At 63.3% G+C, this 19314-nt stretch carries 21 protein-coding genes; 13 read left to right on the top strand and 8 right to left on the bottom strand.

Going from position 1 to position 19314, the window contains the following annotated elements:
* Positions 1-51: 51 nt before the first annotated feature.
* From RQ479_RS20750 to RQ479_RS20715, 8 genes are read left to right on the top strand one after another with little or no spacing between them, the layout of a single operon-like run.
* Complete coding sequence (locus RQ479_RS20750; protein WP_376702439.1) at positions 52-1035, top strand: ABC transporter permease; 984 nt, start codon at positions 52-54, stop codon at positions 1033-1035.
* Positions 1025-2557 (top strand): sugar ABC transporter ATP-binding protein, encoded by a 1533-nt coding sequence (locus RQ479_RS20745; RefSeq protein ID WP_376702438.1) that lies wholly within the window; start codon positions 1025-1027, stop codon positions 2555-2557. The genes RQ479_RS20750 and RQ479_RS20745 overlap by 11 nt, the downstream gene beginning before the upstream one ends.
* Before the next feature lie 60 nt (positions 2558-2617).
* On the top strand, positions 2618-3613 hold the full coding sequence (locus tag RQ479_RS20740) for an ABC transporter permease (RefSeq protein WP_376702437.1): 996 nt from the start codon (positions 2618-2620) through the stop codon (positions 3611-3613).
* A 1-nt stretch (position 3614) separates the two neighbouring features.
* Positions 3615-4400: an SDR family NAD(P)-dependent oxidoreductase gene (locus RQ479_RS20735; protein ID WP_353043155.1), complete on the top strand. Its 786-nt coding sequence runs from the start codon at positions 3615-3617 to the stop codon at positions 4398-4400.
* A gap of 17 nt (positions 4401-4417) precedes the next feature.
* On the top strand, positions 4418-5623 hold the full coding sequence (locus RQ479_RS20730; protein WP_376702436.1) for a CaiB/BaiF CoA transferase family protein: 1206 nt from the start codon (positions 4418-4420) through the stop codon (positions 5621-5623).
* A gap of 2 nt (positions 5624-5625) precedes the next feature.
* On the top strand, positions 5626-6411 hold the full coding sequence (locus RQ479_RS20725) for an enoyl-CoA hydratase/isomerase family protein (RefSeq protein WP_376702435.1): 786 nt from the start codon (positions 5626-5628) through the stop codon (positions 6409-6411).
* The gene (locus RQ479_RS20720; protein WP_376702434.1) at positions 6408-8183 is read left to right on the top strand and encodes a CoA-transferase; all 1776 of its coding nucleotides are present in this window, start codon (positions 6408-6410) and stop codon (positions 8181-8183) included. The genes RQ479_RS20725 and RQ479_RS20720 overlap by 4 nt, the downstream gene beginning before the upstream one ends.
* Positions 8184-8197: 14 nt before the next feature.
* The gene (locus RQ479_RS20715; RefSeq protein ID WP_376702433.1) at positions 8198-9031 is read left to right on the top strand and encodes an SMP-30/gluconolactonase/LRE family protein; all 834 of its coding nucleotides are present in this window, start codon (positions 8198-8200) and stop codon (positions 9029-9031) included.
* 32 nt (positions 9032-9063) lie between these two features.
* On the opposite strand, the gene RQ479_RS20710 is transcribed toward RQ479_RS20715, so the two are convergent.
* On the bottom strand, positions 9064-9405 hold the full coding sequence (locus RQ479_RS20710) for a hypothetical protein (protein WP_376702432.1): 342 nt from the start codon (positions 9403-9405) through the stop codon (positions 9064-9066).
* 147 nt (positions 9406-9552) lie between these two features.
* Complete coding sequence (locus tag RQ479_RS20705; RefSeq protein ID WP_376702431.1) at positions 9553-10053, bottom strand: EF-hand domain-containing protein; 501 nt, start codon at positions 10051-10053, stop codon at positions 9553-9555.
* A 169-nt stretch (positions 10054-10222) separates the two neighbouring features.
* Here RQ479_RS20705 and RQ479_RS20700 point away from each other — a divergent pair, with 169 nt between their 5' ends.
* Positions 10223-10489 (top strand): DUF3606 domain-containing protein, encoded by a 267-nt coding sequence (locus RQ479_RS20700; RefSeq protein WP_352716288.1) that lies wholly within the window; start codon positions 10223-10225, stop codon positions 10487-10489.
* 33 nt (positions 10490-10522) lie between these two features.
* Here the strand turns inward: RQ479_RS20700 and RQ479_RS20695 are convergent, their stop codons facing one another.
* Both RQ479_RS20695 and RQ479_RS20690 read right to left on the bottom strand, forming a co-directional pair.
* The gene (locus tag RQ479_RS20695; RefSeq protein ID WP_376705984.1) at positions 10523-11017 is read right to left on the bottom strand and encodes a DNA-3-methyladenine glycosylase; all 495 of its coding nucleotides are present in this window, start codon (positions 11015-11017) and stop codon (positions 10523-10525) included.
* A 148-nt stretch (positions 11018-11165) separates the two neighbouring features.
* The gene (locus tag RQ479_RS20690; protein ID WP_376702430.1) at positions 11166-11495 is read right to left on the bottom strand and encodes a hypothetical protein; all 330 of its coding nucleotides are present in this window, start codon (positions 11493-11495) and stop codon (positions 11166-11168) included.
* Between the two features lie 244 nt (positions 11496-11739).
* Here RQ479_RS20690 and RQ479_RS20685 point away from each other — a divergent pair, with 244 nt between their 5' ends.
* Positions 11740-12264, top strand: a complete 525-nt coding sequence (locus RQ479_RS20685; RefSeq protein ID WP_376705983.1) for a metallophosphoesterase — start codon at positions 11740-11742, stop codon at positions 12262-12264.
* Between the two features lie 133 nt (positions 12265-12397).
* On the opposite strand, the gene RQ479_RS20680 is transcribed toward RQ479_RS20685, so the two are convergent.
* The 4 genes from RQ479_RS20680 to RQ479_RS20665 all read right to left on the bottom strand — a co-directional run bounded on the left by RQ479_RS20680 (position 12398) and on the right by RQ479_RS20665 (position 15772).
* Positions 12398-12631 carry a hypothetical protein gene (locus RQ479_RS20680; protein WP_023720474.1) on the bottom strand — a complete coding sequence of 78 codons (234 nt, stop codon included), beginning with the start codon at positions 12629-12631 and terminating at the stop codon, positions 12398-12400.
* A gap of 39 nt (positions 12632-12670) precedes the next feature.
* Entirely contained in the window at positions 12671-12880 is a 210-nt protein-coding gene (locus tag RQ479_RS20675; protein WP_352474763.1) for a hypothetical protein, read from the bottom strand.
* A 289-nt stretch (positions 12881-13169) separates the two neighbouring features.
* Positions 13170-14159, bottom strand: coding sequence for a DUF2332 domain-containing protein (locus RQ479_RS20670; protein ID WP_376702429.1), 990 nt, complete (start codon positions 14157-14159; stop codon positions 13170-13172).
* A 716-nt stretch (positions 14160-14875) separates the two neighbouring features.
* Positions 14876-15772 (bottom strand): LysR family transcriptional regulator, encoded by an 897-nt coding sequence (locus RQ479_RS20665; RefSeq protein ID WP_376702428.1) that lies wholly within the window; start codon positions 15770-15772, stop codon positions 14876-14878.
* A 78-nt stretch (positions 15773-15850) separates the two neighbouring features.
* Here RQ479_RS20665 and RQ479_RS20660 point away from each other — a divergent pair, with 78 nt between their 5' ends.
* The 3 genes from RQ479_RS20660 (at position 15851) to RQ479_RS20650 (ending at position 19313) form a co-directional block, all read left to right on the top strand.
* Positions 15851-17065 (top strand): trans-sulfuration enzyme family protein, encoded by a 1215-nt coding sequence (locus RQ479_RS20660; RefSeq protein ID WP_376702427.1) that lies wholly within the window; start codon positions 15851-15853, stop codon positions 17063-17065.
* Between the two features lie 29 nt (positions 17066-17094).
* Positions 17095-18129, top strand: a complete 1035-nt coding sequence (locus tag RQ479_RS20655) for a transporter substrate-binding domain-containing protein (protein WP_376702426.1) — start codon at positions 17095-17097, stop codon at positions 18127-18129.
* A gap of 68 nt (positions 18130-18197) precedes the next feature.
* Positions 18198-19313, top strand: coding sequence for an amino acid ABC transporter permease (locus tag RQ479_RS20650; protein WP_376702425.1), 1116 nt, complete (start codon positions 18198-18200; stop codon positions 19311-19313).
* Position 19314 lies beyond the last annotated feature (1 nt).

Here is a 19314-nt window from a genome sequence, read left to right as displayed (position 1 = left end):
CAGGTTTCCGAGCGGCGACGGCACCGATACGGGCCCGGAAATGAAATGGACATGAGCGAGCTTACGCAATCCTCCGCGCCAAGGCGTTTCATCGGCGGCCAGCTGCTGGGCAGCAGTCAGCTGGTGCTCGGCGTGATCCTGGCTGTGCTCTGCATCGCCATTTCGATTGCGGCGCCGCAATTCTATTCCGAGGCCAATATCATCGCCATCCTGCGCCAATGCGCGCTGGTGCTGATCGTTGCCTCCGGCATGACGATGCTGATCATCACCGCGGAAGTCGACCTGTCGGTCGGTGCATCGCTGGCTTTTGTCGGCTGCATCGGCATGGCCGTGCTCAATTCAACGCACAGCCTGACGCTCGGCCTGTTGGCGGCGCTCGCCTTTTCCGGTGCGGTCGGCCTGTTCAACGGGCTCGTTGTCACCAGGCTCAAGGTGAACTCGCTGATCGCCACCATCGGCACCATGATGATGCTGCAGGGCGGCGTCTACCTGTTCACGCGCGAGGCGGTGCAGAACCACCACCGGCTTGCAGGCTTCACCGATCTCGGCGCCGGCTATATCGGCGCGATTCCGCTGCCCGTGGTCATTGCCGCGCTGATTTTCGCGCTGGCCGCGGCAACGCTGCGCTTCACCACGCTCGGCCGCTATCTCTACGCGGTCGGCGCCAACGAGCGGGCGGTTCGCCTCTCCGGCGTGCGCTCGCAACGCCTGAAGCTGTTCGCCTTCGTCGTCACCGGCCTTTGCGTCGGCATCGCCGGCATGATCCTGTCGTCGCTGATGAATGCCGGCCAGCCGACCGCCGGCCGCGGCTTCGAGCTGACCGTGATTGCCGCGGTCATCCTCGGCGGCACCAGCCTGCTTGGCGGCCGCGGCTCGCTGCTCGGCACGTTGCTTGGAGTGCTGGTGCTGAAGGTCATCGACAATGGCATCATCATCCTCGGCTGGAACCAGGACCTGCAGATGGTGGTGCCTGGAATCGTCATCATCCTGGCGACCTATCTCGACATCGTGCGGAACAGAGCCAATGTCGGTTGATTTCCTTCACCCCACCGAAACTGTGGCTGTCGACAAAAGCGTGCCGGCGCTGGAGATGCGCGGCATCGGCAAGCGCTTTCCCGGCGTCGTGGCGCTGGACAATGTCGATCTGACCCTGGAACCCGGCAAAATCCACGCTTTGATGGGCGAGAACGGCGCCGGCAAGTCGACCCTGATCAAGATCATGGCAGGGGTCTACGGCAAGGATGCCGGCACCATCCGCCTGCGCGGCCGCGAGGCCGACATCAAGTCGCCGCGCGATAGCCTGAAGGAAGGCATCAAGGTGGTGTTCCAGGAGATCGCGCTGATCGCCGAATTCAGCGTCGCCGAAAACATCTTCCTCGAAGGCTATCCGACCGGCAAAGGCGGCTCGATCGACTGGAAGAAGATCCGTGCCGATGCGGCCGCTTTGTTCAAGCGCATCGGCTTCAATGTCGACCCGGCGGCGCGCACGGGATCGCTGCCGGTCAGCCAGCAGCAGATGGTCGAGATCGCCCGCGCACTCGCCCATGAGGCCCGCGTCGTGGTGATGGACGAGCCGACCTCCTCGCTGACGCCGAACGAGGTCTCGCTGCTGTTCACCGTCATTCGCCGGCTCGCCGCGCTCGGCATCGCCGTGCTCTATGTCAGCCACAAGCTCGACGAGGTCTTCGAGATCGCCGACACGGTGACCGTCCTGCGCGACGGCCGCCACGTCTCGACCAGGCCGATCGGCGAACACACCAACGACACGCTGATCCAGGACATGATCGGCCGGCGGATCGAAAACCTGTTCCCGCGCAAGCGCGGTGCGCCGGGCAGCAAAATCGCACTCTCCGTTGAAGGGCTCAGCACCGCCAAGAAGCTGAAGGACGTGTCGTTCGAGGCGCATGCCGGCGAGGTTCTCGGCTTCTTCGGCCTGATGGGGGCCGGCCGGACCGAGCTCGCCAAGGCCATCGTCGGCTGCGACCCGGTCACTTCCGGCGCCATTTCGGTCGATGGCAGGCGGCTGCTGCCGCACGACACCCATACGGGCGTCCGGCTCGGCATCGGGCTGCTCACCGAGGATCGCAAGAGCGAAGGGCTGATGGGCGAGCTGCCGGTCTACCAGAATGCCAGCCTCGCCTCGCTCGGTGCCTTCGCCAGAATGGGCTTCGTCGACAAGGCCAGCGAACGCAAGGCGGTGCAGGACTATGTTGACCGTTTTCGCATCAGGACGACCAGCCTGTTCCAGCAGGTCAAGAACCTGTCCGGCGGCAATCAGCAGAAGGTGCTGATCTCGCGCTGGCTGATGCGAGGTCTCAAGGTGATCGTCGTCGACGAGCCGACCCGCGGCATCGACGTCGGCGCCAAGTCGGAGATTTTCGCGCTCATCGACCGGCTCGCCGGCGAAGGCCTGGCGGTCGTCATGATGACGTCCGAAATGCCCGAGCTGCTGGGGCTTGCCGACCGCATCGCGGTGATATGCGAAGGCCGCCTCACCGCGATCATGCCTCGCGACAAGGCCACGCAGGAGAACATCCTCAATGCGGCGATCGGATAGATGATGCTTCGCGACAGCATTCCCTGTCATTCGGCCGACGCTTTGCAAAGGGACCAAGCGATGAGCCTGGCAAGCACCGACACCATGAAAGCTGGGCCGTCCATGCTGGCGCGGCTCTTCGCGCGGCAGGAATTGGCATTGCTCCTCTGCCTCATCCTGGTGATCGCGTTCTTTTCCTTCACCGCCGAGAACTTCTTCTCGGTGCGCAACATCACCAATGTGCTCGGTCAGGCTTCGCTGGCGCTCACCGCCGGCATCGGCTGCGCCATCGTCTTCATGTCCGGCGAGGTCGACATCTCGATCGGCTCGCTGCTGGCGACCATCGCGCTGCCGCTGATCATCATCATGAACGACACGAATTCGCTTGTGCTCGGCATCAGCGGCGCATTGCTGTTCGGGCTGATCATCGGCGTTGTGAACGGCTATCTGACTGCCTATGCCGGCATCAACTCGCTGATCGTGACCCTGGGCACGATGTTCATCATGCGCGGCGGCGTTTATCTCTATACCGGCCAGCGCGCCATTCCAGACGATGCCGCGCTCGACAGCTTCATCGCGCTGTCGGACGGCCGCCTGTTCAATGTCATTCCCTATTCGGCGGTTATCGCAATCGTCCTGCTCGCCGTCTTCGCCTACATGATGCAGCACCGGCCGTTCGGACGGCAGATCTATGCCGTCGGCGGCAATCCGGAAGTGGCACGGCTGGCAGGCTACGACGTGCGCCGCGTCAAATTCACCTGCTTCATCATCAGCGCGCTGCTGGCGACGGTTGCCGGCATCATCCTGGCCGCCCGTGTCGGCTCGGCACAGCATACGGCCGGGCTGAATTTCGAGTTCCAGGTCGTCGCCGCCACCGTGCTCGGCGGGGTGAGCCTTGCCGGCGGCATAGGCAGCCTGACCGGCATGGCGCTCGGCGTGCTGATCCTGCAGTTCCTGTCCAACGGGCTGCGCGGTCTCGGCCTGCCGACCGAGTGGCAACTGGTCATCACCGGCATGATCATCATTGCCGCCGTCGCCTTCGACGAAGCAAAGCGCCGGCGCGCCATTGGAGGCTGATATGGATCGTCTCAAAGGGAAAACCGCAATCGTCACCGGCGCCGCCGACGGCATCGGCCATGCGATCAGCGAGGCGATGGCAAGGGAAGGCGCGCACGTCTTCCTCGGCGACATCGCCGACGAGAAGGGTGAAAAATTCGCCGCGGAACTGCGCGCCGCCGGCCACCGCGCCGACTACGTCCATTGCGACGTGGCGGAGGAGGCCGATATCGCCGCCCTGATCGACGCAGCCGTCGGCAAGACCGGCCATCTCGATATTCTGGTCAACAATGCCGCCATCGCCATCGGCGGCATGCCGGTTCACGAAATGACCGACGAGCAGTGGCACCGGCTGATCGCGGTCAACCTCACCAGCGTGTTCCGCGGCTGCAAATATGCGCTGCCGCACATGATCGCGCAGAAATCCGGCTCGATCATCAACATGGCCTCGGCACAAGGGCATATCGGGCTCGATGGGTGGACCGCCTATGCCGGCGCCAAGGGCGCGGTGATGGCGATGACGCGCCAGATGGCGGTCGAGTTCGGCCCGCTCAACATCCGCGTCAACTCGATCTCGCCCGGCACCATCAACACGCCGATGAACGACAAGCTGGTCAAGGAGATCGGCGGCAATCTCGCCAAGGCCTGGGTCAAGATGCATCCGCTCGGCCGCATCGGCAAACCGTCCGAGGTGGCCGAAGCCGCCGTCTATCTCGCTTCCGACGCCGCCGGCTTCACCACCGGCACCGACCTGCGCGTCGACGGCGGCCTCACCGCGGCACCCCGCTACGTACCCGACCTGCTTTGACGACAAACGAGACAAAAATGAACAAGGCCCTCGAAGGCGTCCGCATCCTCGATTTCAGCCATCTGCTGCAAGGGCCGTTCGCCACGCAGCTGCTCGGCGACATGGGCGCCGACATCATCAAGATCGAGCGTGCCGGAGCCGGCGACATGTTCCGCGGCATGACCTTCTTCGCCAAATGGGTCGGCGGCTCCGAAAGCCCGAACTTCCTCGCCTGGAACCGCAACAAGCGCTCCATCGCGCTCAATCTGAAAAGCCGCAAGGTGCATGCCATCATCATGGACATGGTCAAGAAGGCGGATGTGGTGGTGCAGAATTTCCGGCCCGGCGTGCTCGCCAGGCTCGGCTATGGCTACGAGGATTTCAGGGCGGTCAATCCCGCCATTATCTATTGCTCGGGCTCCGGCTATGGCGAGGAAGGCCCCTATGTCGAGCGCCCCGGCCAGGACATGCTGATCCAGGGACTGTCCGGGCTGATTTCCAACACCGGCCGCGGCGACCAGGCGCCTGTTCCGGCCGGCGCCGGCCTGGCCGACCAGATCGGCGCCATGAACATGGTCTACGGCATCCTGTCGGCGCTCTACTATCGCGAGAAGACCGGCAAGGGCCAGAAGATCGAGGTCAATCTGCTCGCCGGCATGCTGGCGCATCTCAACCAGGAATATGTCGCCGTGCTCAATCTCGGCGAGGATTTCGTGCGCCCGAATTCCGGCATCGGCCACCCCGGCATGCAGGCGCCGTTCGGTATCTACGAAGCGAAGGACGGCGGCTATGTGTCGATCGCCATGAGCCCGTTCAAGACGCTGTATGAAGTGCTGGAGGCGCCGCAGCTTGCTGTCTACGATGATCTGAAGACGCTGTTCGACAAGCGCGACGAGGTGTTCGACAAGGTCAACGCCGAAACCAGGAAGTTTGCCACGCAGGACCTGCTGGCGCGGCTGCTCGCAGCCGACATCTGGTGTGCCGAGGTGAAGGACATAAGGCGCGCAGCCGAGGATCCGCAGGTCAGGCACATGGGCATGATCACCAGCTACGAGCATCCGCGCGGCGGCAAGGTCAGGGTGGTCGCGCCGGCGGTCAAGATGAGCGAGACGCCGGCTACCATAGAGCGGCCGGCGCCGCTGGTCGGCCAGCATGGCCGCGAGATACTGGCCGAGTTCGGCCTCTCCAGCGGCGAGATTGCAGCACTTGAGGCGTCCGGCGACATGACCGTGGATGCTGCCTGACGATGAGCGTTTACCAGACACTCACCTTGGAAATATCAGGGCGCGTCGCAGTCGTCACCTTCCGGCGCGCCGATCAGCTCAACGCCATGAACCGGCTGATGCAAAGCGAGATCACCGAGGTTTTCGAGGTGTTGTCGAAGGATGACGGGGTCGGCGCGATCGTGGTAACCGGCGAGGGGCGCGGCTTTATGGCCGGCGCCGACATCAAGGAATACGCCGCCCAGACAGCTATCGAGTTCGACGCCTTCCAGGCCGCCGGCACGCGCATGTATGCGGCGGTCGAGCAGAACCGCCAGCCAGTCATCGCGGCGGTCAACGGCTTTGCGCTCGGCGGCGGCATGGAGCTGGTGCTGTGCTGCGACATCGTCATCGCCAACCAGTTCGCGAAGCTCGGCCTGCCCGAGATCAAGCTCGGGCTGATCCCCGGCGGCGGCGGCACGCAGCGCAGCGTCCAAAAGCTCGGCCGCAACCGCGCCAATCTGCTGCTGATGACCGGCGCCATAGTGCCGGCTTCCGAGTTCGTCGGCGCCGGGCTGGTCAACGAGATCGTCGATGCCGAAAGGCTGATGCCGCGGGCGCTGGAACTCGCCGAGATGATCGCCGCCGAACCGGCCGCAGCGATCGAGGGGCTGAAAGCGCTGACAGCGCATGCCGTGTCGGGCGATCTGGCCGGCGGCCTTGCCATGGAACGCGATGTCCTGGGTGGCCTGTACCGCAGCGAGATCGGCCAGCGGCGCGTCAAGGAATTTGCTGAAAAGAGTGCGGCAAGGGCCAAGGCTGCGAAATGACGTCCCTGGTCAAGCAAAACCGGCCGCGCTTCACCGATGTCGAGGGCCTGGCCGGGATGGTCGGCGGCGGCGACGTCTTCGGTGTCGGTGGCCATCATTTTGCCCGGCTGCCGATCGCCTTGTTGCGGGCCATCGCCCGCTCGGGCGTCAAGCACCTTCGCTATGTCTGCTGGGCCGGCGGCCTGCCACTCGAACTGCTTCTCGAAGCGAATGCCGTGGCGGAGGTCGATATCTGCTTTTCCAGCCTCGATATTTTTGGCTTGCCGCCGCGCTTCCGCGCGGCTGCCGAGACCAATGCCGTGCCGGTCCGCGACTGGACGGCGCTGGCCATGATCCAGGCGTTGCGGGCGGCGCAGCAGAACCTGCCGTCGATGCCGTTTCAGCTTCCGGAGAGTTCGGACATGCTGGCGCGCGTGCCCGGCGCGATCGCCGCGCCCGATCCGATCGCGGGAATCACGACCGGGATCATCCCGGCCTTGCGGCTCGATACGTTCGTCGTCCATGCCCAGCGTGCCGACGAGAGCGGCAATGTCCAGATCATCGGACCACGAGCGCTGGATTTCGCCATGGCCAGCGCGGCGCGCCAGGTGCTGGTCACGGTTGAGGAGATCGTCCCGGTCGGAGCGCTGCGGCATGACGGCCGGCAGAGCATTTTGACCCGCAACCAGGTGTCGGCCATCGCGCTGGCGCCAGGCGGCGCCTATCCCGGCTCCTGCCTGCCATTCTATGTGACGGATTATCAAGCGTTGGCGAGGGCGTTCGCGGCCAAGGAAATACCTTTGTCGGACAGCCTGAGTATGCCTTCGGAAGGCGTGCCGGAGCGGGTTCAAGACGCTGCAAAAGTCCGCGCTGAAACAGTCCTCGCAATGCCCGGGCTCGTGCACGGCGAAAAGGAGCCGTCCATCGACGAGATCATCGCCGCCCGCATCGCCGCCGAGCTCGACAATGAGAGCTTTGCCAGTGCCGGCGCGGTGTCGCCGCTGGCCAATGTCGCCTACCGGCTGGCCAAAGCGACGCACGCGCCGGACATGATCATCGCCACCATGAGTTGCGGCCATCTCGACATAGCGCCGAGCCCGATGATCCTGTCGCTGATCGAAAGCCTCGATTGCGAGACGGCGGTGGCCCATGCCGGCGGCGATGACACCTATTCGACCTACTACCAGGCCGGCGCGGTGACGCATGAGATCGTCGGTGCCGCGCAGGTCGATCGAGGCGGGCGCGTCAACACCATTGCGCTGCGCAAGCGCGACGGCAGCCTCATCCGGCTGCCCGGGCAAGGCGGCATGGCCGATGTCGCCAACATGCACCGCGATTATCTGCTCTACGTCCCCCGCCATTCCGTGCAGTCGCTGGTCGAGACGGTCGAGATTGCCAGCTCGGCGCGCGGCCTGCTGACTGAGGCCGAACGCGAGCCGATGGGCTATCGGACCGGCGCGGCGCTGGTGTTCACCGACCTTTGCGTCTTTCGTCTCGACCCGGAGAGCCGGCAATTGGTCGTCGTCGAGACCATGCCGGGCGTGACCCGCCGGCAGGTCCAGGATGCCACCGGCTTTGCCCTGACATTCGATGCCGATTGCCGCGAAGTTGCGCTACCCTCGAACGAGATGCTCGACATCCTGCGAAACCGCATCGACCCGCTCGGCCTGCGGCGCCTCGAATTCGTCAGCGCCAAGGAGCGTGGTGCGCTCATCGCCGAGATCCTTGCGGCCGACCGGCTGATGGTCGAGCGCTGTATTGCCGCGCAGCGGTCGCATACCGTAACAGGCTGAAGAGGGGGCGGCGCATGGCAAAGCCGTTGCTCGAAATGTCGGCCGCGAAGGTCTTCTTCGACGGCATCTTCACCAGCCCGCGCGTCGCGCATCCGGAAGGCGTGGCCATCCATCGCGACGGCTCGATCTGGTGCGGCACCGAAACCGGCGACCTGCTGCGCCTCGCCGCCGATGGCAGCTCGGTCGAACGCATGGGCGGCACGGATGGCTTTCTGCTCGCTATAGCCTTCGATAGCGCGGGAAACTGTTTTGCCTGCGATTTGAGACATTCGGCGATCTTTCGCTGGAATGCCGCGACGGCTGATATGACGCGCTTCGCTTCGGCCGGCATTCGCGTGCCGAACTATCCCGTGATCGACGAGGCGCGCGGCTGGCTCTACGTTTCCGACAGCGTAGGCGAAGACAACCGCTCCGGCATCTTCCGCTATGATTTGAAGACCGGCGAAGGCGGCCTGTGGTGCAGCGAGGCGATGGCCTTCGCCAACGGCATGGCGATGGCGCCGGATGGGAGCGGGCTTTATGTGGTGGAAAGCCATGCGGCCTGCGTCAGCTATGTGCCGATCCGTGCGGACGGCACGGCAGGACCTCGCCAGCTCGTCGTGGACGGCGTGAACAACGTTCCCGATGGCGTCGCCTTCGCGCCGGACGGTTCGCTGTTCATCTCGTGCTACGAGCCGAGCCGCATCTATCGTTGGCGACAGGATAGCGGGCTCGAGGTGCTGATCGAGGATCCCGCGGCAACGACGCTCGCCCATCCCACGAACATCGCCTTCAAGGGCGACAAGCTCTACACCGCAAATCTCGGCCGCTGGCATATCACCGAAATCGATTTGAGGGCGATTTCCTAGATCGGGCCGAACCGGGCAGCGCTCCCCATGGGCTATTGCAGGCGACCGTGGCTGGAGCGGATGCGCAACACCTGCACCGCAGACGGCAGCTCGATCAGGAACTCTTCGTCCCGCTCCAGATGGTGGATTTTTGTCGGATCGCCGCCGGTGAACGCCGCCATCGCCTCAACGTTTTCCCAATAGGAAATCGTCACGAATTCCGAATGGGTAGGCGTATCCTCGCGAAAGGTCTGCACGCCCAGCGCCTTCTCGATCAGCGGCTTGATACCGGCTTCGTAATTGTAACTGTCATAGGCATCCGCCTTTTCAGGCACGGTCCTGCCGCGCCAGATACGAGCGATGGTAGGGGTTTTCTCAGTAGTTCTCTCTGTCATGGCCAACGAATCCCTGCTGGTCTGATTGGTCCGCCGGCGTTCGAGGGCCAGCCAAGGAACGCATCTCCCCGGCTGGCAGCCTGGTATCCAGTTGCCAGCGCTTTTCACCCTCCCCGGCCGACAGGCCTCCTGCCGACCCGCAGGGATTTACTCCTGATCCTCGGCATCTGCTCCGTGGAAGAAGGATCGGATTTCCTGCATGTCGACGCTGCCGTCACCGTCCTCATCGACGGCGTTGAATATCCGCCCGACGAAATCCTGGACTTCGCTTTGAGAAAGCGCGCCATCGCCGTCCGCATCTACTATGGCGAACATCATTCGCATCCTCGCGCCATGCATCCCGCGTGCAATGCCGCCGCGCTCTCCCATCTCCCACCCTCGCTCAGGCGGGCCCATCCTGTGGTCACGCTGCCAATGACCTCGCCGTTCTCTCCAGGGCGCGCGATCTTCTTGCATTCTCTCTTCCAGCATTTCGGTCATCATCTGGCGCATCATATCGCGCATGGCGTCCTGCCCGTTCGCTGCGGGCGACTGTTCGGCGCCATGCCCCGGCGCCGGCGCTGCGGGCGGGCTCGTCTGGCCGAATGCCGGCGCGGCCAACATGGCCAGCGCCGCGGCAGCTACAGTGGTTTTGCTTGCGAGCGTCATCGTAATCTCCATCGGTATGAATTGGTGGCTGCTGCATCCAAGCCAAACCGGCTGCTCGCCTCATGGTTCCTGGTCAGTCGGAACGACGGCGCAAAAGTCCGCCTGGTCGCGGCAACGAAAGCCGCTTGCCCACGTTGCCATTGATGCGAAGCTCCACCAGGAGGAAAAAATGGCTGACGATAAGAGCAAGCGAGATTTCCGCGACCGCGATCGCGTTGCTGCGGAAGACGACCGCGAGGTCGAGTATTTTGCCCAACAGAACGGGATCACCGCCGACCAGGTCCGCCAGCTGATCAAGAGCTTCGGCAATGATCGTGGGCGCCTGATCGAAGCCGCGAAGGCGTTGCGAGGGATTTCACCTGCCGGAGCCGACGAGGTGACCAGCGAAGCCCGCCAACAGAGAACGCCTATGCATCTCGGCAAACCCGACGAGTGATGCCAGGCAGCTGCTCTGCCGCTGCCGCAGGCGTCAGAACCTGCGGCTCAAATAATCCGACCCGCGAAGGCCGAACCGCCACTCCGCATCGGCAGCCTTGGAAATGCCGATCCGGCGGCCTGTAAGAATGGCGCTGGCGTCGCCCGGCTGCCTGAATTCGAATGGCGGCACGTCCAGCGGCAGCCCGTCATGGGATTTGTCGATTGCCAGCGCCTGGCAAACGCGACCCGGTCCCGAACAAAGCAGCCGGGCATCGTCAACGCCGCGATTGGCCCGCATCACGTCCAGCCCGGATTGCGGTTCGATTGCGCGAATAAGCACGGCACTGCCGGGCAGGCAGACGGCATTGAGGCACCAATGCAGGCCATAGGAGCGATAGACATACGCGCTGCCTGGGGCGCCGAACATTGCGCCGTTGCGCACCGTCCTGCCACCGAAAGCATGCGAAGCCGGGTCATCCGGGCGATAGGCCTCGGTCTCGACGATGATGCCGCCAACGCCGTGCAAGAGCAGCGAGGCGCCAATCATGTCGCGCGCCACGATGGTGGCGTCACGGGCAAAGAATTGATGGGTCGTGGTCACTGTGCAGCAGACTCGTTCACGCCTGAACCTGGTGCGTCAGCAAGTTCCCGACCGGACACAAAATGTCCAGCCACAGCTCTCGGATAGGCGGCATTCAGCGCAGCATGGCTGCGCCGATGAAAACCGCCGCGGCCAGCACGACGATGGCGGCAATCACCAGGACCGGCCCGTATCTGCGCGGTTGGACGTCCGGCTCGTCCTTCAACGGGCGCATCGCATTGGCATAGCTTGCCTGGTTGGTGAACTCCGACGTTTCATGGCGCGCGGCAGGGTTCTTCGGCGGAGCGCTGCCGGCGGATTCCGCGTCCGTTTCCATGGGAGCCGCAGCCGGATCGATGCCCGGGGTCTTGTCCCCTTCGCGTCCGGCGTCGATATCGCCTCGCGCCTGAGCCGGGCTTCGCGCAAGAGGTGCTGCGTCGGTCATCGTCGAGGTCCTTTCAGAGCATCGGCGTCAAGCACCCTAACCTGCGTCTCATTTCAAAGTTCCCCCGTTTCAAAGTTCGCCCTTTTTAAAGTTCCCCCTTTTTAAAGTTCCGGCGAGCGGAAACCGCCCAGGCTTGCTTACAGGAACAACCGGCGATCGAGCGGGTTGAGCAGGCATCGGGGAGAGCGAGATGGACTTGGTGCGCCACGCGCCCAGATCGGCAGTTCGAAACAGGCTCCAGCGCATGATCTACTTCACCGCCGACACGCATTTCAGCGACCCGCGCATTTTGCGCATCGACCGCCGCCCGTTCGGCTCGCTGGCGGAACATGACCGGGCGCTCATTGCGTTCTGGAACGAGACTGTCGGGCCAGACGACGAGGTCTGGCATCTCGGCGATTTCGCCAGGGGATCGGCCGCATTCGTGTCGTCGCTTCTGTCGTCTCTTCATGGCAGCAAGCATCTGATCATCGGCAACAACGATGCTGCGGCCACCATCGACGCCACGGGTTGGGCGAGCACGCAGCACTACAAGGAGCTGACGCTCGACGGCAGTCTGCTGATCCTTTGCCACTACCCTTTTCGCACCTGGAACCAGATCGGCAGGAAATCGATCGACCTGCATGGCCATTCCCACGGCCGGCTGACCCCGGTCACGCGTCAGTATGATGTCGGCGTCGACAGCTGGGATTTTCGTCCGGTCACGCTAACCACCATCCTTGCCAGCCGCGGCCGAAGGGCGGCCCGGCAAAGCTTTCGAGGCCAATGATCGAAGAGGGCGAGTGATCGAAAGTGCCGGCCGTGCGTTGAGGGATTTCAACGCCAGGGAGCACGCCATGAACAGACGTGAACCGATCGACGCCGATGGCGGCAGGTGAAACGACGAACCGTTCCAGCGCGGATCAGATCGCCGGCACCCACTTCCAGAACACGCCCTCCTTGCGTTCCGGGTAGTGCTTGAAATCGCATTCGAAACGCCAGCCGTAGTTCTTGGCGGCGGCAAGCGCCTCCTTGCTGACCGGGTTCATGCCGGTTCCCGGCGCAAACCAGTCCTCCAGCAAGTCATCGGGGATATAGGCGCCGATCCTCAAGGGCAGCTGTTCGAGAACGACATCCATTTCGGGTGGTGCAGGCACGGGGGCGCTCCCTTCGAAATTAACTCACGAAGAAGTTGTTCAACGCCAGGCCGGTTCATTCTTCTGTTCATAGTCCTGGAACGCCTTCTGGAGGCCGCCGATCACCTCGGCGGACGTCTCGAACATCGCCTTCAGCTGCGGCTCATCGACCTTCTCGATGTCCTCGCGAAGGTGCTGCTTCACCTCCTCCAACTTTTTCTGCATTTTCTGCGTGTGGTGGCGCGGATCGCGGTCGGCAGCGCTTGTCATGATCAAATCTCCAATTTGGTTCTCTGGAGAACTCGCCCGGCTCTGAGGATCGCCAGGCGGGGTTTGCAGCGTAAACGGCTTGCCGACAGCTGTGGTTCCCGACTGTGGAGCGCTCTTCGTACCCCTCCGCGCGCCGTTCTCTTTCTCAGCCGTCCGGTAGAGGCGGCGACAGGGCAAGCCGGAGAGGTCGCTTCCAACGAATTCCAGACGCGAGTAGTCCAAACGAGCATAGATGAAACTGAGAACTGATGGCGTCTCTGGCCAAGGACGGCAATCCACCACCTACAGCCTACGCCTCGTCCGCGATCCATTCGAGCGAGGCGCCATGCGGGTCAGTCCAAGCTACAGGGGAGCCGTTCGCAGACAGGAGGAAGCGGCCGGGCGGCCAGCTTGTTCCGGCGCGTGTGGCGATGGACGGGAAGACGCGAGGGAACTCGTTCGATACCCAATAAGGCGAGAGACGCATCGCCTGCTCGGCGAAAGCTTCTCTGTCACCAGGGTCGGAGACATAGTCGAGGACGGCTGTGTGAAAGATGACGAGTGTAGCGTCCTTTGGTGCTTCGTTGCAGAGTTGCACGAGGTCGCTCCCGCGCAGGTCGCCCTTCACCACCCGAGGCTTGACTGTGGCAGCGATCTTCAGGGCCGCCCGCAGATTGGCGAGCCGTGCTGTCTGTTCCGGCCAGACCAGTGTCTCAAGCCATGCGACTTGCGAGTCGTCCGAAGCATCTATCGGGCTCAGGTCCAATCCCGCCCGCCAGACGACTTGCGGTAAGGCCGTCGGCAACGGCGTTGTTTCGCTGGCGAGGCATCGGAAGACAGGCGGCTCCAAGGCCATCGCGGGTGCGCGGATCACCTTGCGTCCGTAGTCATAGCCGTAGAGGTCGGGCATGAGGCAGAGCCCTGCGGAGGTCCCGACCTCGATGAGGGCCAGCGGCTGCGGCAAACGCGCCAGGACGGGGAGCAGGGTGGCGCACCTCCCCGGCTCGTTGGTTTGCGTTGAGCGCTCGAGCATGAGCGAGCGGATAGCGTCGGGATTGGCCTGAAGCGCCTGGCGAAACTCGGTCCACCCTGTCGGCGTGCCGAACAGGTGACGCACCGCTGCAAGTAGAAGGTTCGGTTGCCGCTTTAGGTCCGGAAGGGTCGACAGGAAACCGAGCGCCCCCCGATCCCCAGCGACTGCCCGAGCCAACTCCTCGTAGAGCGGCGAGCGACCGCGAGCTTCCGTATCGGCGAAGCGAATATATCGGGCTGAGATCTCGGCCAAGCCCTCCTCGTCCATATCCGCTGATCCTCGGTCCCGACGTCTCATCACAGTATACGATCCACGGATCTGATTGGAGCCAGGCCCGGCGTTTTTACACAAGCTTGACCCCTGCGGGACTTCCCGCGGTCGCCTACCTAACCGTTGCGTTATGATGCCGTGCGCAATCCAAAATCTGGGAAACCGTCGCTAATTGGTGTCTCACCCAGGGATGCGGTCCACCATGTCTCCGGTATAAACCGTAACCTATGTGTCCAGAATGGACCGTTTGAGATTTGGCGCACCCGACAGGATTCGAACCTGTGACCTCTGCCTTCGGAGGGCGAGCAACGCGGATCGAAGGGACGTCGCTAGAGTTCGCTAAAGTGCGACAATACCGTTGTAGTACAGTAAGTTAGTGAAATTACGGTTCTCAGCGATACGCTGTCTTACTCCAATGCTCGCCGCTTTGTGATGAGTTTGTGGTGAGTTTGTGGTGAGTAAGGAGCGTCTGTGCCAAAGCTGACTAAGACGGTTATCGACAACGCCACACCGCGCCCTCGCCCGGTTCCGACATTTGGATTTGGCTCACTTTCTAACCAAGCCGTGACGTACACGGGCGGCAAGCACTCCGTTTCCGTCAGGTCGGACGGATTGTGCGGCCGAACTCAGAAGCCGCGATCCTGGAGCGATCGTATGCGTGAGGCGTAGCCACTACATGCTGAATCAGCGGGCAAGCGGAGCATTGCGCTCGCCTAGGGTTCGCTCGATAGAGCATTTCGTGCGGCGTAGAGCTCGGCAATGAAGTCGGTGATCAATGTCGAGTTGATGCCATCCGGCGGGCGCAGGAGCAGTGCGCGGAAGTGAACGGCCGGCTCGAATGGCTTTGCAACGATTCCGCCGATCATGCGGTCGGCAATGACCGACGGATTAACTAGGCCAATCCCCATGCCTTTCGCCGCGAGGATAGCGATCGTCAGGCCGTAAGGCGTTTCGATCAGGATACGCGGCCGCACGGCATGCGAGGCTAGGATCTTGTCCATGGCGAGCCTCACCGTGTCTTCCGGCGACAATGCCAAGAAAGCCTCATCGGCAAGATCGGCCGGCGTGATCATCTGCTTGCGCGCCAGACGGTGGCCCTTCGGCATCACGCAGACGGCGCGCGGCGTGTTGAATACGCTGTGCAGCACGCCGCTTGTGTCGACCTCGTCGGCCGCCAGCCCAATATCGAAACTGCCAGATGCCACCAGGTCGCGCACGATATTGGAGGTCCGGACCTGATAGCTGATGCGTACTTGCGGATGCCGGCCGGAGAAGGCGGCGATGGCGCGTGGCACCAGGCCATGCCCAAGCGCCGACAAGCTGGCTACGCGGACCGTTCCGGTACCCACCTCCTTGATCTGGGCCGCGCGCAGTTTGAGCCGGTCGAGCCCAACCAAGCTAGCTTTCACTTCGGCGTGGAACAGCTCCCCTTCGCGTGTCGGCACCAGCCTGCCGCGAATGCGGTCGAAGAGCCTGAAGCCGAGCTCGGCTTCCAGCTTGGCCAGCGAACGGCTGATGGCCGGCTGCGAGGTATCGAGCAGCGCTGCCGCCGCGCCGGCGCCGCGCGTGATCATGATCGCGTTGAAGACGTCGATGTCACGCAGGTTCATGGGAGGCCCATATCAAAAACGAATTAACTTTATCGCTGCGGTCATAGATGGCAATGGGTGAGCCAGCTAAGGTGCACCATGACCCGACGCGACGACACCGCCCATGTCCATCCTCCCAAGCGCTCCGAGGAACCATTCCAGGCGGTGACGATGCGGGTCGAGCGGGCCTCGACCGTGGTCTTTGACGATCTGGAATCGTTCGAGAGTCGCATCGAGCGTCTGTACGACGGTTTCAGCTACGGACTTTACGGCACGCCGACCAGCCGGCAGCTCGAAGATCACATCGCCGTGCTGGAAGGCGGATCGCGGGCTCTCGTCGTTCCGTCGGGCATGGCGGCCATGACGCTGGCAACCATGGCTATCTGCCGTGGCGCCGAAAGGGTTCTGATCCCGGAGACGCTCTATGGCCCGGCGCGCGACATGGCCGAGCGTTTTCTCGGCCCCCTTGGGATCGAGGCGGTTTCCTACGATCCACGGCTGGACGCAAGTATCGGGGCTATGATCGACGGCAGAACGCGGCTGGTCTGGGTAGAATCGCCTGGCTCAGCCACCTTCGAAGTTCAGGATGTGCCAGCCATCACGGCCGCGGCCCACAGGGCCGGTGCGCTCGTTGCGGCCGACAACACCTGGGCCTCTCATCTGCTGTTCAAGCCGCTCGCTCATGGCGTCGACATCTCGATGCAGGCGCTTTCCAAACACGCCGGCGGCCATGGAGATCTTCTAATGGGCTCGGTGGCGGTCAACGACGTAGCCCTTTTTCGGCAGCTGAAGGATACGGCCCGCTTCCTCGGCTATGGCGTCTCACCGGAGGATTGTGCGCTGTGCGAGCGTGGTCTGATGACTATGCCGGTGCGCATGCGTCATGCGGACGGCACCGCGCGCAAGATCCTCGCCTGGCTGTCGGGGCGCCCGGAAGTCGCGCAGATCTTGCATCCCGCGGAGCCTGGCCATCCCGGGCACGCGGTCTGGAAGCGTGACTTCGCCGGATCGGCGGGCGTGTTCTCCTTCGTGCTGCGGCCGGAACTGGCGCCACTGCAATCCGATGTTCTGCGTAGCCTGCGGCTGTTCAGGCTCGGCGCAAGCTGGGGCGGCGTGCATTCGCTGATTGCCGTCAGCGATCCGCGCAAGGGCCGCGCCAGCCTCGACTGGCTGAAGCCCGGCCCGGTCTGGCGCCTGTCGATCGGCCTCGAGGCGCTCGACGATCTTCTGGCCGACCTTTCCCGGGCCTTCGAACTCTTTGCTGAAGCCCGGCGCAACGGAACCGCCGCGGCCGACGCCAAGGCCGCCGAATGATGACAATCTCAACGACAAGGGAAATAACTATGGAACATCGAGGTCTGAAATGGCTCACGGGTCTGGCGATAGGATTGGCCAGCCTGAGTTCGGGCGCCGTGGACGCCAGCGCGCAGGCGGTGATCAACAAGATCAAGGAGCGCGGCTATGTCAGCTGCGGCGCCAGCCAGGGCGTGCCCGGTCTCTCGCGGCCGGACGAGAAGGGGTATTATCGCGGCTTTGATTCCGACATCTGCCGCACTTTCGCGGTCGCCCTCCTCGGCGACAGAGACAAGATCCGTTACGTGCCGCTTAACGCAGGCCAGCGTTTTCCTGCGCTGCAGACTGGGGAAATCGACGTTCTGTCGCGCACATCCACCATCACCTACAGTCGCGATACGGTTGTCCGCTTCGTCTGGATCAATCTCTACGACACGGACGGCATGCTCGTGCGCAAGGCCGATAAGATTACCGAGCCCAAACTGCTCGACGGAAAGACCGTCTGCCTGCAAGGCGGTGGCAGCCTGACCGAGAAAGCGATCGAGGAAACCGAGGAAGAGTTCGGGATCGCGATGGAGAAAGTCTATTACGACTCGACCGTTCAAGCGCGCGACGCCTTCTTTGGCGGCCGCTGCGATTCCTACGTCACCGACGGCACCGCGGCAGCCGGACAGCGTGCCTCGGTGGCCAAGAACCCGGACGACTACGACATCATCCGGGTCGGCAGGGCCGCCGAACCCAATGGAGTCGCGGTCGCCCGCGGTGACGATCAGCTTTTCGACGTCGTGCGTTGGACACTCAATGCGCTGTTCTGGGCCGAAGCCAACGGCATCACCTCGCAAAACATCGACGAAAAGCTTGCCTCGGGCAGTCCGGAAGTCAAACGCGTGCTGGGCGAGGAGCCCGGTTTCGGCAAGCCGCTCGGATTGGACGACAAGTGGGCCTACAACGTCATCAAGCAAATGGGCAACTACGCCGAGATCTGGGATCGCAATCTCGGCAAGGACAGCCCGCTGAAGGTCGAGCGCGGCCTGAACGCATTGTGGAAGGACGGCGGCCTCAACTATCCTTTCCCCTGGGATTGAGCCGCACATGAAGGGGACGCACCCGCCGTTCCCTTTCCCTGCCAACGCCGCGAACCGTCGAGGTCGAAATGCTGAGCGACGCCAGGACCAGATCGATCATCATCCAGTGTGCCCTGGTGGCCGTGGCTGCCGCCTTCGCTGCCCTGCTCGTCAGCACGACTTTCGCCAATCTCAGGGCACGCGGCATCCCGATCGGCTTCGATTTCCTGACGATGCCGTCAAGGATCGTCATCTCGGAAGCAATCCTCACTTACAAGTCGCGGGACCCCTATTACTGGGCGATCGCGACCGGGCTCGCCAATACGGTCTTCGTCTCCGCCGTCGTCATCGTCTTTTCATCCGCGCTCGGCCTCGTCGTCGGCATCACCCGGCTGAGCAGCAATCCCCTGGCGGCGGGCACCTGCCGCGTATGGGTGGAGGTTGCACGCAATTCACCGCCGATCGTGCTTCTGATCTTTCTCTATTCGCTGTGGTGGAAGGTGCTGCCGCCGGTCGGCGAAGCGCTCAATCCGCTGCCAGGCGTTTATGCCTCCATGCGCGGCTTCGTGGTGCCGGCTGTCAGCATGGACGTCGCCACCGCGGGATTGCTCGTCATTGCTCTCGCCCTGGCACTGGCGGCCGCCGGCTGGGCGGCGGCGAGAAGAGGATGGCTGCCACCGCTGGCCGCGCCGACGATCCTCGCGGTTGGCATTGCCGGGCTCTGGCTTGCCGATGCGAAGTTCTCCGTCGACTGGCCGACCTTCACCGGGTCGAACTTCAAAGGCGGCAAGGACCTGACGCCCGAACTCAGCACCATCCTCATCGGGCTGACCATCTACACCACCGGCTTCGTCGCCGAGATCGTGCGCGGCGGCGTGCTTTCGGTCGGCCGCGGTCAGTGGGACGCAGGTCATTCGCTCGGCCTGCCGCGCAGCAAAATATTGCGTCTGATCATCATCCCGCAGATGCTGCGGGTGATCATCCCGCCGCTCAACAGCCAATACATCAACGTCGTGAAGAATTCGACGCTGGCGATCGCGGTCGGCTATCCGGACTTCCTTGCAGTCATGAACACCATCATCAGCAAGTCCAGCCATTCGATCGAGGGCGTATTCATCATCCTCGGCGTCTATCTCGCCCTCAACCTGAGCCTCTCGAGCGCGGCCAATTGGTACAACCGTCGCATCGCCATCGTGGAGCGCTGAA

It is taken from the genome of Mesorhizobium sp. ISC25, assembly GCF_042295465.1.
GTDB lineage: Bacteria > Pseudomonadota > Alphaproteobacteria > Rhizobiales > Rhizobiaceae > Mesorhizobium.
This window is presented reverse-complemented; position numbering and strand designations above follow the sequence as displayed.